Source organism: Rhodococcus sp. RD6.2, from assembly GCF_001040705.1.
In the GTDB taxonomy this organism is placed as follows: domain Bacteria; phylum Actinomycetota; class Actinomycetes; order Mycobacteriales; family Mycobacteriaceae; genus Rhodococcus_G.
Map to the genome: position 1 here is coordinate 115,611 of NZ_CVQP01000005.1, position 12,985 is coordinate 128,595.

14 protein-coding genes and 1 pseudogene are annotated in these 12,985 nt (G+C 67.5%); 7 read left to right on the forward strand and 8 right to left on the reverse strand.

The window, feature by feature from the left end; genetic code table 11:
- Positions 1–29: 29 nt before the first annotated feature.
- Positions 30–1,169 carry a metallophosphoesterase gene (locus tag RHCRD62_RS07015; protein ID WP_050063992.1) on the forward strand — a complete coding sequence of 380 codons (1,140 nt, stop codon included), beginning with the start codon at positions 30–32 and terminating at the stop codon, positions 1,167–1,169.
- Positions 1,170–1,244: 75 nt separating this feature from the next.
- Here the strand turns inward: RHCRD62_RS07015 and RHCRD62_RS07020 are convergent, their stop codons facing one another.
- The 3 genes from RHCRD62_RS07020 to RHCRD62_RS26340 form a co-directional block, all read right to left on the reverse strand.
- The gene (locus tag RHCRD62_RS07020; RefSeq protein WP_050063993.1) at positions 1,245–1,820 is read right to left on the reverse strand and encodes a type I restriction-modification enzyme R subunit C-terminal domain-containing protein; all 576 of its coding nucleotides are present in this window, start codon (positions 1,818–1,820) and stop codon (positions 1,245–1,247) included.
- A complete protein-coding gene (locus RHCRD62_RS26040) occupies positions 1,765–2,181 on the reverse strand; it encodes a hypothetical protein (protein ID WP_172671018.1) in 417 nt (138 codons plus the stop codon). The genes RHCRD62_RS07020 and RHCRD62_RS26040 overlap by 56 nt, the downstream gene beginning before the upstream one ends.
- 234 nt (positions 2,182–2,415) lie before the next feature.
- Positions 2,416–2,712 carry a hypothetical protein gene (locus RHCRD62_RS26340; RefSeq protein ID WP_253277274.1) on the reverse strand — a complete coding sequence of 99 codons (297 nt, stop codon included), beginning with the start codon at positions 2,710–2,712 and terminating at the stop codon, positions 2,416–2,418.
- A 78-nt stretch (positions 2,713–2,790) separates the two neighbouring features.
- Here RHCRD62_RS26340 and RHCRD62_RS26345 point away from each other — a divergent pair, with 78 nt between their 5' ends.
- Positions 2,791–2,949: an Ltp family lipoprotein gene (locus RHCRD62_RS26345; protein WP_253277263.1), complete on the forward strand. Its 159-nt coding sequence runs from the start codon at positions 2,791–2,793 to the stop codon at positions 2,947–2,949.
- A 172-nt stretch (positions 2,950–3,121) separates the two neighbouring features.
- On the opposite strand, the gene RHCRD62_RS07030 is transcribed toward RHCRD62_RS26345, so the two are convergent.
- Both RHCRD62_RS07030 and RHCRD62_RS26350 read right to left on the reverse strand, forming a co-directional pair.
- A complete protein-coding gene (locus tag RHCRD62_RS07030; RefSeq protein ID WP_050063994.1) occupies positions 3,122–4,594 on the reverse strand; it encodes an HNH endonuclease signature motif containing protein in 1,473 nt (490 codons plus the stop codon).
- Between the two features lie 71 nt (positions 4,595–4,665).
- Positions 4,666–5,650: pseudogene (locus RHCRD62_RS26350) on the reverse strand (N-6 DNA methylase).
- Between the two features lie 94 nt (positions 5,651–5,744).
- Here RHCRD62_RS26350 and RHCRD62_RS07045 point away from each other — a divergent pair.
- Positions 5,745–6,965 carry a hypothetical protein gene (locus RHCRD62_RS07045; RefSeq protein ID WP_050063997.1) on the forward strand — a complete coding sequence of 407 codons (1,221 nt, stop codon included), beginning with the start codon at positions 5,745–5,747 and terminating at the stop codon, positions 6,963–6,965.
- 20 nt (positions 6,966–6,985) lie between these two features.
- On the opposite strand, the gene RHCRD62_RS07050 is transcribed toward RHCRD62_RS07045, so the two are convergent.
- From RHCRD62_RS07050 to RHCRD62_RS07060, 3 genes are read right to left on the reverse strand one after another with little or no spacing between them, the layout of a single operon-like run.
- Positions 6,986–7,648 carry a DUF6308 family protein gene (locus tag RHCRD62_RS07050; protein ID WP_050063998.1) on the reverse strand — a complete coding sequence of 221 codons (663 nt, stop codon included), beginning with the start codon at positions 7,646–7,648 and terminating at the stop codon, positions 6,986–6,988.
- On the reverse strand, positions 7,641–8,213 hold the full coding sequence (locus RHCRD62_RS07055; RefSeq protein ID WP_050063999.1) for a hypothetical protein: 573 nt from the start codon (positions 8,211–8,213) through the stop codon (positions 7,641–7,643). The genes RHCRD62_RS07050 and RHCRD62_RS07055 overlap by 8 nt, the downstream gene beginning before the upstream one ends.
- A gap of 40 nt (positions 8,214–8,253) precedes the next feature.
- Complete coding sequence (locus tag RHCRD62_RS07060) at positions 8,254–9,063, reverse strand: protein phosphatase 2C domain-containing protein (protein ID WP_050064000.1); 810 nt, start codon at positions 9,061–9,063, stop codon at positions 8,254–8,256.
- 187 nt (positions 9,064–9,250) lie between these two features.
- On the opposite strand from RHCRD62_RS07060, the gene RHCRD62_RS07065 reads away from it, so the two are divergent.
- The 4 genes from RHCRD62_RS07065 to RHCRD62_RS07080 all read left to right on the forward strand — a co-directional run bounded on the left by RHCRD62_RS07065 (position 9,251) and on the right by RHCRD62_RS07080 (position 12,955).
- Positions 9,251–10,198 (forward strand): metal ABC transporter substrate-binding protein, encoded by a 948-nt coding sequence (locus RHCRD62_RS07065; protein ID WP_253277231.1) that lies wholly within the window; start codon positions 9,251–9,253, stop codon positions 10,196–10,198.
- A complete protein-coding gene (locus RHCRD62_RS07070) occupies positions 10,195–10,938 on the forward strand; it encodes a metal ABC transporter ATP-binding protein (protein ID WP_050064002.1) in 744 nt (247 codons plus the stop codon). Before RHCRD62_RS07065 ends, RHCRD62_RS07070 begins: the two co-directional genes overlap by 4 nt.
- Positions 10,935–11,804 carry a metal ABC transporter permease gene (locus RHCRD62_RS07075; protein WP_050064003.1) on the forward strand — a complete coding sequence of 290 codons (870 nt, stop codon included), beginning with the start codon at positions 10,935–10,937 and terminating at the stop codon, positions 11,802–11,804. The genes RHCRD62_RS07070 and RHCRD62_RS07075 overlap by 4 nt, the downstream gene beginning before the upstream one ends.
- 227 nt (positions 11,805–12,031) lie before the next feature.
- The gene (locus RHCRD62_RS07080; RefSeq protein ID WP_253277232.1) at positions 12,032–12,955 is read left to right on the forward strand and encodes an SMP-30/gluconolactonase/LRE family protein; all 924 of its coding nucleotides are present in this window, start codon (positions 12,032–12,034) and stop codon (positions 12,953–12,955) included.
- The last annotated feature ends 30 nt before the right edge of the window (positions 12,956–12,985 follow it).

The following is a 12,985-nucleotide window of genomic DNA, read 5'->3' on the forward strand; positions in this document are numbered from 1 at the left end:
CCCACCCCTTCCCCGAGGAACGAGGACACATGACGGAGTTCAACGGAATCGATCGACGCCAATTCCTGACCGGTGCCGCGGCTGCGGGCGCCGCCCTTCCGCTCGCCGCGATGATGCCGTCCATCGCGTCCGCAGCCGACACCGGCAGCGCCGATTCCCTGTCCGCCGCCGTGGCCGGTACCGGCAGCGCCGATGCCCCGTTCCCCACCGACCTCGACAAGTTCCCCTTTCCCACCGAGTCGACGCTCCGCGTCCTTCTCTGCGGTGACGCAGGCACCGGGGCGCCGCCGCAGTGGGCGGTGGCCAACGCGATTCGCGACCTCCACGCCCGCGAACCCCTCTCCCTGGCGCTGGGCCTCGGCGACAACATCTACGAGAGCGGTCCGACCAGCGACACCGACAACCAGTTCGCCACCAAGTTCGAGGACCCGAACCACGGCCTCGACTTCCCGTGGGTGATGGCACTGGGCAACCACGACAACAGCGCGGTCTTTCCCGGCGACGGCGGCTGGCTGGGACGGGGCGACGAGGAGGTCGACTACCACCGGCGCTCCCGGAAGTGGTGGATGCCCAGCCGGTACTACTCGGTGCGGCTGCCCGAGCAGAACCCGGTTGTCGAGTTCTTCGTCCTCGACCTCAATCCGCTCGCCGCGTACCTTCCGCCGCTGTTCTCGCCGTACTGGGCACCCGACGGACCTTTCATGACAGAGCAGCGGGCCTGGCTCGACGCCGCGATCTCCTCTTCGACGGCGAAGTGGAAGATCGCGGTCACTCATCATCCGTACCTCAGCAACGGATCCCACGGCGATGCCGGCATGTACGACGGGATCCCCATCGAACCGCTGAACGGCGTTCACGCGAAGCGGTTCTACGAGGATCACGTCGTCGGCCGATGCAACCTCATCCTGTCCGGGCACGATCACTCGATGCAGATCCTCGAGCCGACGACAGCGTCCAAGGGAACCCGTCAGATCGTGTGCGGCGCATCGGCGAAGAACAGCCACGGCAAGGCCGGCCCCGCCGTCGATCGCCCGAACCTCTTTCAGAACTACACGGATGTCGGATTCATGGTGATGGACCTCGACCAGGATGCCGTCACCGTCCGGGTGTACACGGTGGACATCGCCACCGCGACGTCGAGGGTGGCGTTCGAGCGCCGCCTGGCCTGATCGACCGGCCGTCGCACCGGCGCACGTTCGCGCCGGCTGCGACGGCCCGTCAGCCGGGCATCGCAGAACGGGCGGCTACGCCGTGGCGGCGTCGGCCGCGTCGTTGATCGACGTGATGACGTCGACGAGCTTGCGCGTCTGATCGAGGTCGAACAGCTGCGTCGGCCCCTGGGGTGCGGTGTCGGTGAACGGCGCCTCGAAGAGCAGACTCGGATCCATCTGGCCGTGCCGCGTCAGATGACTGACGACCAGGTTGACGAAATCGATCTGGCTCACGGTCGCGGTGCGTCCGGCGAGGAAGTCGGCGAACGCCTCCTGCACGGCCTTCTGATCGAGGCCGACGAGCGAGCGGATGAACCTGCCGAGTCCGTGAGCATTCTCGACCGCACGCGCGAGGTCCTCGGGTTCGCCCGCGCCGCTGCTCGCGAGCAGCCCTTCGAGGGAGTCCAGATCCACTGCGGTGAGCACCTTCCCCGACCTCACCTTCTGCAAGGCCAGGTTGTCGGGCTGGCGACGCAGGTAGTCCCGCACCTTCGCCGTGTAGCGCTCGACGTCGGTGCCGGACCGCATCTCCGGCATGTCTCGTTCCACGACCTCACCGAGGGTGTCCGTGAAGTCGGTGTAGACGACGACCCGCTTCTTCTTCTCCAACAGTCCGACGATGGAGCGGAGTTCGCGCCGCGATGCGATCGAATTCCCTATCGGGCACCGCCTCCCACAGTGTTTGTGCGGCGACGACGTCCGCGATGACGGCCGTCTCGGTCTCGGTGCACCCAAACACCGACACCCGCGCGGTGTGGCCGAAAAGCTCGGAGACCGATTCGATCGAGAAGCGATTCTCGTCGCCGATAGTTGTACTGACGAGATACCTGAGTTCATCGAGATCGACTGCGGACACCACCTCGGGTTGCGCATTTCGGGAGCGCACGCGCGGCGCGACGAACACTGCCCGCTCGTAGGACCAGCGAGGTTGCGTGTCTGGCTTGGAAGCTGAATCGAAAGCTGTTGGCATTGAATCACCGTGGCGAGGACTCCGCAGCACGTGAAGAGAAGGAACGTATCAGTGCCGCGTTTCCGTGTCCACCAATGCGATCCCACACCGGCGTCGGCGAACATGTCGGTGGGCTCTGTCATTCTGTCCGGCTCTCGCAAATGCGGGACGCGTCGACTGCGACGCACCATCTCCACAGGAGCACGACATGACCGAGCCCTTCCCCACCCCTGCGCCCTACCCCACCCAGCCCGGCTACCAGCCCGCCGCGACCGCGCCGAAGAAGAAGCGGAAGAAGTGGCCGTGGGTGGTCGGCGCCATCGTTCTGTTTCTCGCGCTTGTCGGCAGCTTCGGCGAAGCAGACAGGGAGAAGAGCGGCGCCGCCACCGCAGCGTCGCCGAGCAGCCAGGCGACGGTAGTCTCGTCGACCGCGTCGCGGCTCAGCAGCCAGACCACCGTTCCGAGCATCACTGCCCCTGCCGCATCTGCTGCACCTGTGGAGCCTGTGAGGAGCAGTGCGACGGCAGCGGCCATCGTTCCGCCGGTGACCACCGCAGCGCCTTCTCCCGCAGCGGACTGATCGACCAGCTCGAGTACGAAGACTTCTCCACCGAGGATGCGACGTATGCGGTGGACAGCCTGGATGCGGACTGGAACGAGCAGGCAGCACGGAGCGCCGAGCAGTACCTCGACTTCACCTCGTTCTCGAAGTCCGGACTGATCGACCAGCTGGTGTACGAGGGCTACACGTACGCGCAGGCCGAATACGGGGCCAACTCCGTCTACTGACAGCCGCTTTCGGCGCCAGAAGTGGACGCCTCGCTACCGTCCGAGCTCCGTTTCGCTCGGCGGTAGGTGGCGTGTCGGAACCGCGGCCAGCGGGTGAAGCCGTCGCTGAGGGGTGTGACGGCTTCACCCGCGACTAGACCGCGCGATCAGGGCGCGTCATCGCCACTGTCGGTCACTTCTGCGGGCTTCTCCGGTTCGGCCGCCCCCGTCGGATCAGCTGGCGGTCGAGGGCGCCTGCGACAAGGTGGTCCAGGTGGTGCCGGTGGTTGACCCGCGGCTGCCGGTCCGGATCGATGTGTGGCGGCGCAGTCCACTCGGTTCGGCCCGGATGCGCCGACTCGGTTGGTGCGACACGGGTTTTCCAGCCGCCGGGTCCGTCGTGGACGAGGGCGTGGCAGCTGTCGCAGGCGAGGTCCTCGTTGGTGATGTCGGTGGCGCCGCCGTCCTGCCATTCGGTGATGTGGTGGACGGCGGTGAGGGAGGCGGGCGCATCACAGCCGGGTCGCGTGCAGCCGCGGGAGGCGGCGATGAGCGCGAGTCGCTGATCCGCGGAGGCGAGGCGGCGGCTGCGGCCGAGGTGCAGGGGCCGGCCGTTGTGGTCGAACAGCGCGAGCACGGGGTGGGCGCTCTGGGCCATCCGCAGCGCGTCACTGATGGGGACGATTCCACCGGTCGCTGTGGTCGCCACGCCGACCGCCTTTTCGAGCTGCCCGATCGTCATGGTGATGATCGCGGTCACCGGAAGCCCTCGGTGGCTGCCGAGGATTCCGGACGAGAGCATCTGCTGTAGCGCGACTTTCAGCCCGTCATGGTTGCGTTGCACTGCGGTGCGTGTGTCGCGGGCGGCAGCCTTCGCCAGCGCTGTTCGATCCAAGTCCGGGGAATCGACGTCCCCGGGCGGGGAGTCAGGGTCGTCGGGATTGTTCATGCCAGGCCTCGCAAGCTTGGCGAGGACCGGTTCGAGTAGGGCCCGAGCCTCCGGGTCCAACAGCCCGGAGACAGGAGTCATGAGATCGGCACCCTGCTTGCCCAGCCTCAGCCCGCGGCGGCGCTTGCGTTCACGCTCGTCGGGGACACTGCCGTCCGGGCTGAGGTGGGCGAGCAGGTGGATGCCGACCTTGGTTACGTCCTCGGGCGTGGTGGAGCGTGCGGCGTCGGAGAGGATTCGCTCGGCGACATCGATCTCGTCGGACGTTGTGCCGTGCGGGATTTGCCGCATCGTCCGGGCGATCGCGGCGACATGGTCGGGGCCGATCGCGCCGTCATGGACGGCCGACGCGGTGGTGGGCAGCGTGGCCTCCATCGCCTCACCGCTGACCGTGTGCCAGGTTCCGGTCTTGGCGGCACCCTTCGCGCGCTTCGCGGCGTCGGCCGCCGAGATGCGGAGGGTCGAGACAAGGAAATCGTTGACGGACCGGCAGGCCAGATTGCCGGGGATCGAGCGCTCGACAGACTCGACGACGAGCCGGTGCCCGACCGCGGACGCCTTGCGCAGCGAAATCTCCATCCGCTGCAGTGCTTCGACGATCTCGGCCTCGGACAGCCCCGTCAGTGACTCAGCAAGCAGCCCTTCAACGGCGGCATCGATGGCGGCCAGGTGGTGTTCCACCTGGCCTGTCCCATCAATATCCGCGGTCGAAAGCATGTTCGAATCATAGCGCAGCCCACCGACACAAACTGGAGATCCAAGTCAACCTGTTCACGAGTGCGCTTCGATCACTCGAAGTAGTCCTCGTCGACCTCGACAACAGTGAACACTTGCCGGGCCTGGACTGCGACTCCATAGCGGATCATCAACTCCGCGAGGCGTTGTCCGTCGATGAGAATGACGCGCGTACCGATCTTCTGCGCGTACTCGCGGGCGCCGGAGGTGAATGCGCTGGTGGCGATGAAGACGCCACGGGCCGCGCCGACGCCGTGCAGGACACCGACGAATGCCTGGATCTCAGGCCTGCCGACAGTGTCACCTGCCGCGTAGGGCTTGAACAGGCCCGACGGCAACTTCACGACGGCATCGAGCTTCTGCTCCTCGACCAAGAACCGTCGAAGTTCCTGGTGCGCCTTCGCATCATCCGAACAGCACGCCGTCCGGCACGATCACAGCCGCGCGGCCACCCGGCTTGAGCAGGCGCAGGAACAGCGCGAGGAACAGCAGCTCCGTCTTCTTCGTCTTCGCGATCTGCTGCGAATCCTTCGCGGTGTTCTCGTAGTCCAACGACCCCGCGAATGGCGGGTTGACGAGGATCGGCGAATACGCCTCGGCATCAACGGTGTTCGCTTCGGCGAGAGAGTCCCGGTAGCGGATGTCGGGCTGTTCGATGCCGTGCAACAGCATGTTCAGCGAGCCGATTCGGAGCATCGTGTTGTCGAAGTCGAATCCGTGGAACATCTCGTGGTGGTACTGCTGCTTTCCGGCGCCCGCGTTGATCGCGTCGGCGTGGTTGGCGCGCATGTACTCTGGCGCGCCACCAGGAAGCCACACGTACATCCCCGCGCTCGGGATCGTCAGCCGCGCGTCCTTCATGAAGTGGGCGTAAGTGGACTCCTCGCCGCGCATGTTCTTGATGAACGGAAACACCTGCTGATCGACGATCGCGAACATCTCGTCGGGATGCTTGTACTTGAACTTCGACCACCGCAGGTCGTCGAACGGGCGCCCACCCCACCGACAAGAGCACCGTTGTTGCGACGGAGCCGCCACGCCCGACGATGCTGTGATCGCGCTCATGCGAGTCCGGGTGTGACACCCTCCCTGGGTGCTGATGGGGCAGCACCGGGCGAACACGGGGGAACGAGTGGCTGACGACCACGATCTGCAGGGAATTGACGCCGAAGACATCTTCGAGCGGCATCGACACAAGGTGCGGGACCTGATCGAATTCGGACTGATCGGCCTCATCCTGTACGGGATCTTGGTCGCGCTGGTCGTCGGGTACAACCGATCGTCCACACCGACCATCGGTGACGACGCCCCGAGGTTCGAATCCACGATCTCGGTCCCGGATGGCGCAGCGATTCTGGCGCTCCTCGCAACCCTGGTTGTCGCGTCGCATGTGGCGGTGTCGCAGATCAAATCATCCGGACCAGGTGACCCCACCGGATACGTGCGACGACGACTGATCGGCAGGACTTCCATCTTCGTCGGGATTGTCGCCACCGCCACCGGGGCGGCAACCTTCTTCCATGACCTGAACGAGTTCAACATCGGACAACTCGCGGTGGCAGCCGCCGCCTTCGCCGTTGCCGTGTTCGCTGGCGACGTGCGGTCCGTTCTCGGGACCGACTCGCGGATCGACATGGAGGTGGACGGCGTACGGCACCGCCGCGAAGTCGACGCGATCACCCGGGTCATCGGTCGATGGGAAACCACTCGCGCCCACACGAGGGTGACAATGGTTCGCGATGTGGCAGCTGTCGGCCTGGTCGGCGCGGCACCACTCGCCGTCCTCGCCGCTGTCCGCTCATCGCATCCACTCGCCGAACGTCCCATCGACATCGGCATCGCACTTCTCGCAGGTGTCGTTCTCGCCGGAATCACGCAGGAGGTCGTCTACCGGGGCGTCCTGGCATTTGTGACCCGCGACCCCATGATCCTGATCGCCTCCATCGGTTTCAGTGTGTTCATCGCCGTGGTCACTGCCGCCGCCACCATCGCAAGGTGGAATTCCAACGACGGGACAGCCGTGAGGCTCGTTCTCATCGCGGTGTTCATCTGGGTTTTCTACGCACCGCAAGTACTCGTCGCGGCAGGATTCTGGAGGGCGACGCCCGCATGGGTTCCCGGCACCACGGCCCGTCCGCGCTTGCATGCGGCGCTGACTCGACATCTCAACAGGCTGAAAAAGGCCGAGCCGAAGCCGACCTCAACTGCCGCCAAGCGGAACCCGATCTCGGCGCTGATCCACCGGTACCGACTTGCCACCGGCTTGGTTGGTGAAGATACGCCGGCGACCACCCCGGCCCCGGACCCCGACGAGGGCCCGCAGATGGTGGGAACTCCCCAGTTGATCCGCTGACACCTGCGTCGATCGGGCGGTCACCCAACGACGTTCGGCACGTACTTCTTCCCCTGCATCCAGGCGAGGACGTCGAGGATGCGCAGCGCGGGGACGCGCTCGTCGAGTCCGGCCTGCTCACGCAGTGCGATCAGCCGCCGGTGCAGTTCCCGGTTGTCCTCGCGCAGCGCGACGCGGATCGGTTCGGTGTGCTCGACCGTGGTGCCGAGTTGCAGCCCGATGACGCGGTCGTAGATCGGGTGCAGCCGGGGACGTTTGCGGGCAACGAGTTTGGTGGCGGTGGTGCGGCCGATGCCGTGCACCTCGGTGAGCGCCAACTCCAGCCGCGACACCGGCGACTCGGCTGTGACGGCCTCGGATTCGTCGGCGAGGTCGCGGTCCTCCCCCACCTCCTGCAGCAGCGCCGTCAGCTCGGAGCGCTTGTCCTGTAACAGGATCAGTGCCCCCTGTGCGGGCACCTTCACGGACAGCAGCGTGACGGCCACCAGGTCGTCGGCGGTGAACACGTCACGGTCGGCATCGCGTCGACCACTGGGATCCCAGGCGTCCCAGAGCGCGCCGGTGCGCAGGTACCCGGTCTTGACGAGTTTGCGGGTGAAGTACTCGTGCAGCACGTCGACGGCTGCAGCGTCGTCCCCGTCGCGCAGGACCCGGGGCAGCCGGAGCGCGGGAGCGTCAGGCATCGTCGGACGCCCGGTTCAGGACGTGCGCTGCGAAGGCACGGTTGTGCTGCTGCGCATAGGGTCCGCGGCCAGCCGCGGCGAGTCCGTCGGCGAGTGACCGGATCGCCGCAGCCAACGGCAGGTCGAAGAACTGGTCGTCCGCTCCGTCGTCGGAAACGAACCAGTCGACCACCACGACGTCCGAGTCGAGGGTGGACGGTGTGAACCGCAGCAGTGGGTAGCGCATCGTGAACCGGTCGAGGGCGAATCCCGACGCGGCGGTCATCGCGGACGCCGAGAGATGCAGGACCACGCGGTAGTCGACGATGTCGCCGTCCTCGAGGAACCGCTCGACGTGCAGCACCTCCGCGGGACCGATGGCGAGGGTGAACAGCCGGTGCCGGTCCGCCGCGTGGTTCGTCGCGGGCAGGGCGCTGAGCGTCCAACGGTCCACTTCACCGCCGGCCGGGTCGTCGAATGCGTCGGCCAGACAGTCGCCGATCAGGTCGGTGACAACCTCGAAGAACGGGTCGCGTTGCAGTTCCTCGAAATTGGCATCGCTGGCGGCCGGGTCGATGGTGGTCATCCGGTCAGGCTACAGCCGGGCCGCCCGCCTGGACCGGACGTCAACGTGGCGTCCACACCCCGACGACGGTCCGGTCGTCGACCTGCCGGTCGGCGTCGAAGGCGATGCGGTCGGCGAGGTCGCTGATGCGGGGCGGGTTGCTCCACCCGGACGCGAAGGACGCGGCGACGGCGCTGCTGCCGTCGTCGAAGGCGTCGGCGACCCCGTCGCTGCACACGAGCAGCAACTCTTCGTGGCCGATCTCGAAGCTGGCGCCGGTGACGACGGCATCGTCGGGCAGGGGCAGGACGAGCGCGCCGGAGGTGGCGATCTGGTGCCTGGTGAGCCGTCCGCCCGACATGAGGAGCCACGGCTCGAATCCGAGTGCTCCGCCGCGGGTGCGGCGCCACCAGGCGCTGCTGTCCCCGACGGTGGCGGTGTGTGCGAGCCACGGTCCCCGGCCGATGTCGGTCGGTTCCACGACGAGTGCGGTCGCCGTGGTCGCCATGACGGAGTACACGGCGCCGAGGCTGGGGGCGCGGTCGCCGAGCAGGTCGCCTGCCGCTCGGGTCACGGCCAGCGAGGCGACCTTGAGGTGTGCGGTCCAGTCCCCCGACACTTCGAGGTCGGCGGTGAGCAGGTGCTCGGCGAGCGCGGCGCTCGCGGCAGCGGCCGCGAGGTGCGAGTGTTCGGCGGCCCCGACTCCGTCACAGACGACGACGGCGATCCGGCCGCCGCCATGACGCACCGCGTAGGCGTCCTGCCTGCGGGTTTTCTGCCGGGTGTCGCCCTGGCGTGACGCGGCGCGCACGGTCCAGCCGTTCGCGTCGACGGCGTCGTGGACGCTGTGGGGTACCACGCCACCGCGCATCGAACTACTGCGTATCGGGTTTCCTGTCGCCATGTTGCCCTCGATCGGTCGAGACGGTCCGCGTCGTATTGTCGTCGCCGCCGCCGCCGATCCCGCGCCTCTCCGGACACGCGGCGTGTCCACCGACAGATCAACGCCACACCGACCCCAATTGAATTGTTCGGCCACCCGAACTTAGAATCTCGCCATGCCAATGTTTCGCCGTGCCGGCGATCGCCGCGCGTCGCGCCCGTGGGTGGCGGCGGCAGCCGCCGCCGCGATACTCACCGTCACGCTCACCGGGTGTGGACAGGTGTTGACCAGCGACGACGACCGCCCGGTCGTGCTGACGACCTTCACTGTGCTCTCGGACATCGCGAGCAACGTCGCGGGCGACAGGCTGAGGGTCGAGTCGGTCACGAAGCCGGGCGCAGAGATCCACGGCTACGAACCGACCCCGGGCGACATGCGGCGCGCCGCGTCTGCCGATCTCATCGTCGACAACGGCCTGAACCTCGAAGCCTGGTTCGAGCAGTTCGTGCACGAACTCCACCGCCCGCGGGTCGTCGCGACCGACGGAATCGAACCGATCGACATCGCCGCCGACGCCTACGCGGGCAAGCCCAACCCGCACGCCTGGATGAGCCCGCTGAACGTGCAGACCTACGTCGACAACCTGGTCGTGGCGTTCACCGACCTCGACCCCGACGGCGCGGCGGTGTTCGCGGCCAACGGCGACGCATACAAGCAGCAGTTGCAGCAGGTGCAGGACGAGATGACCGCCCGGCTCGCGACCCTGCCCGAGCGGCAGCGCGCCCTCGTCACCTGCGAGGGCGCCTTCTCCTACCTCGCCCGCGACACCGGCCTCACCGAGCGGTACATCTGGCCCGTCAACGCGGAACAGCAGGCCACACCCCAGCAGCTGACCGCGGCGATCGAATTCGTCAAGGCCAACGATGTTCCGGCCGTGTTCTGCGAGTCGACGGTCTCGGACGCGCCGATGCGGCAGGTGGTCTCCGCGACGGGCGCGCGGTTCGGCGGCACGCTCTACGTCGACTCGCTGTCCGAGGCGGACGGCCCGGTGCCCACCTACCTGGACCTGATCCGGCACGACGCCGACACGGTCGTCACAGCCCTCACAGGAAGTGAGTCATGACCGCAGACACGGCCGTTCGGATCAAGGACGTCACCGTCCACTACGGTCCGGTCCTCGCCCTCGACCACGTCTCGCTGGACCTCGAACCCGCGTCGATCTGCGGCCTGATCGGCATGAACGGGTCGGGGAAGTCGACGCTGTTCAAGTCGGTGATGGGCATCGTCCGCCCCGATACCGGTTCGGTGGAGATCGGCGGCGGATCGCCCGCGGCGGCCCGTAAACGCGCCGCCGTCGGCTACGTGCCGCAGTCCGAGGAGATCGACTGGGCGTTCCCTCTGTCCGTGCGGGACGTGGTGATGACGGGACGCTACGGCCACCTCGGCTTCACGCGCAGGCCCCGCCGCCGCGACCACGACGCCGTCGACGTCGCGCTCGATCGCGTGCACCTGACGGACCTGCAGGATCGGCAGATCGGGCAACTGTCCGGCGGCCAGCGCAAGCGCGCCTTCGTAGCCCGCGCGATCGCGCAGGAGGCGTCGGTGCTGCTGCTCGACGAACCGTTCGCGGGCGTCGACAAGCGCAGCGAACAGACCATCACGACCTTGCTGCGTGAACTGGCCGGGGACGGCACCGCCATCCTGGTCTCCACCCACGACCTGCAGGCGTTGCCGCGCCTGGCCGATCGGGCGGTACTGCTGATGCAGCGCATTCTCGCGGACGGGGACATCCTCGACGTCCTGCGGCCCGAGAACCTGGTCCGGGCATTCGGTATCGACCCGCTGGAAGGACCGGTGCGGTGAATCTCGTTGACCTGCTTCTCGATCCGTTCGCGTATTCATTCATGACACGGGCACTCGCCGCGACGGTGATCGCATCGGTGGTGTGCGCGGTGCTGTCGTGCTGGCTGGTGTTGATCGGCTGGTCACTGATGGGCGACGCCGTCTCGCACGCCGTGCTGCCCGGTGTCGTGCTCGCGTACGTCGTCGGGGCACCGTTCGCGATCGGCGCGGTGATCTTCGGGTTCCTGGCGGTCGCGCTCATCGGAGCGGTCCGCGGCACGAGCCGGGTGAAGGAAGACGCCGCCATCGGCATCGTCTTCACCACTCTGTTCGCGCTCGGTCTGGTGCTGATTTCGGTGACGCCGAGCCAAACCGACTTGAACCACATCATTTTCGGCAATCTGCTCGGGGTGTCCACCTCCGACCTGGTGCAGATCGCGATCCTCGGCGCGCTCGTTCTGCTGGTTCTCGTGCTCAAGCGCCGCGACTTCACCCTGTATGCGTTCGACCCCATCCACGCGCATGCGATCGGGCTCAACCCGCGGATGCTCGGTGCGACGCTCCTGGGTCTGCTCGCGTTGACCTGTGTGGTGGCGTTGCAGGTCGTCGGCGTGGTGCTGGTGGTGGCGATGCTGATCATTCCGGGCGCCACCGCATACCTGCTGACCGACCGGTTCAGCCGGATGCTGCTGATCGCCCCCGCGACCTCCGCGGCCTGCGGGGTCGTCGGCCTGTATGTCTCCTACTACCAGGACACCTCGCCGGGCGGCATGGTCGTCCTCACGCAGGGCGTGCTGTTCACGCTTGTCTACCTCTTCGGCCCCCGCCACGGGCTCGTCGCGACACGCTGGCAGGCCCGTCGCCGCCGTGCCCTCCTGTCCGGGTGAGCCACCCCGCGACAGTTACTCGACCAGCCCGAACTCCTTGAGCAGTTCCCCGATCTCGGTGGCCTCAACCTTCCCGAGCAGCCACTTCCGCAGGATCGCCGGACCGGGAATGCCGAGTTCCTTGCCGTCTCACAACAGGGTCGTCGCCGCGAGCAGGGAGCGCACGGCGTAGGTCCGAAAGCCGTGCGAAAATCGCAACCACGCGCACCCGACCCAAGGGGATCACGATGGTGGCAGCTCCAGCATTGGGACGACTGGTCGCGGCGACGGTGACCGCCCTGGTCCTCGGCACCGGGTCGGCGTCGGCGTTCCCGGCCTCCCCCACCACGACGCCCATGTGCGCGGGCGTGGGCACACCGAGGACCCTCGTCGCCCAACCGAGCGCCTTCGAAGCCGTTGCCTTCGACCGTGACGGCCGGATGCTCCTGAGCAACGCGTTCGGCAACTCCGTCGACATCGTCGACGGTCCGGGTGCGCCACCGCGGCCGATCGCCACGGTGCCCTCGCCGGGTGGCCTCGCGCCGGTTCCGGACGGCACCGTGCTCGCCGGCTCCGGTAACGCGCTGACGGCGTTCCTGGCACCGACCGCCGAACTGCGACAACTGAACCCGGCGACCGGCGAGCAGGCGGTCGTGGCACGCGGGCTGTCGATGGCGAACGGTGTCGTGCGCGCGTCCGACGGCACAGTGTACGCGTCGAGCGATGTCGAACCCGCGATCGACCGTATCTCCCCGGACGGTCGGGTGGAACGCGCCTGGTACCGGGCATCGACGGGCAACGGTCTGGCGTTGTCGGCCGACGGGCGCACCCTGTTCGCGAACGTATCGACGGGCGACACGGGCATCGTGGCAATCGACACCGAGACCGCCGAGTCGCGCGTCCACTTCCGGCCCCCGGCCGGGCTCGAGTGGGTGTTCTTCGACGACCTGGATATCGACGCAGCTGGACGCCTCTACGCCGCAGCCTATTTCGGCGGCCAGGTGTGGCGTATCGATCCGGACGGCACGCACTGCGCGATCGCGTCGGGACTCGTTCTCCCCGCGGGCATTTCGGTTGGCGCCGAGGGAGCCGGGTACAGCCGTGACAGCGTGTACGTGACCACGCATGCCGGATCGGTGCTCGAGATCCCGAACGCCGTCCCCCACCTCTAGCGCGTGGCAGCACGGGTCGTGGTCCCCGCC

Excerpts from the sequence above, each read along its gene's own strand:
- RHCRD62_RS07015 (WP_050063992.1), top strand. The coding sequence starts at position 30 with ATGACGGAGTTCAACGGAATCGATCGACGCCAATTCCTGACCGGTGCC.
- RHCRD62_RS26040 (WP_172671018.1), bottom strand. The coding sequence starts at position 2,181 with ATGCCAACAGCTTTCGATTCAGCTTCCAAGCCAGACACGCAACCTCGC.
- RHCRD62_RS07030 (WP_050063994.1), bottom strand. The coding sequence starts at position 4,594 with ATGCTTTCGACCGCGGATATTGATGGGACAGGCCAGGTGGAACACCAC.
- RHCRD62_RS07050 (WP_050063998.1), bottom strand. The coding sequence starts at position 7,648 with ATGCCTGACGCTCCCGCGCTCCGGCTGCCCCGGGTCCTGCGCGACGGG.
- RHCRD62_RS07055 (WP_050063999.1), bottom strand. The coding sequence starts at position 8,213 with ATGACCACCATCGACCCGGCCGCCAGCGATGCCAATTTCGAGGAACTG.
- RHCRD62_RS07060 (WP_050064000.1), bottom strand. The coding sequence starts at position 9,063 with ATGCGCGGTGGCGTGGTACCCCACAGCGTCCACGACGCCGTCGACGCG.
- RHCRD62_RS07065 (WP_253277231.1), top strand. The coding sequence starts at position 9,251 with ATGCCAATGTTTCGCCGTGCCGGCGATCGCCGCGCGTCGCGCCCGTGG.
- RHCRD62_RS07070 (WP_050064002.1), top strand. The coding sequence starts at position 10,195 with ATGACCGCAGACACGGCCGTTCGGATCAAGGACGTCACCGTCCACTAC.
- RHCRD62_RS07080 (WP_253277232.1), top strand. The coding sequence starts at position 12,032 with ATGGTGGCAGCTCCAGCATTGGGACGACTGGTCGCGGCGACGGTGACC.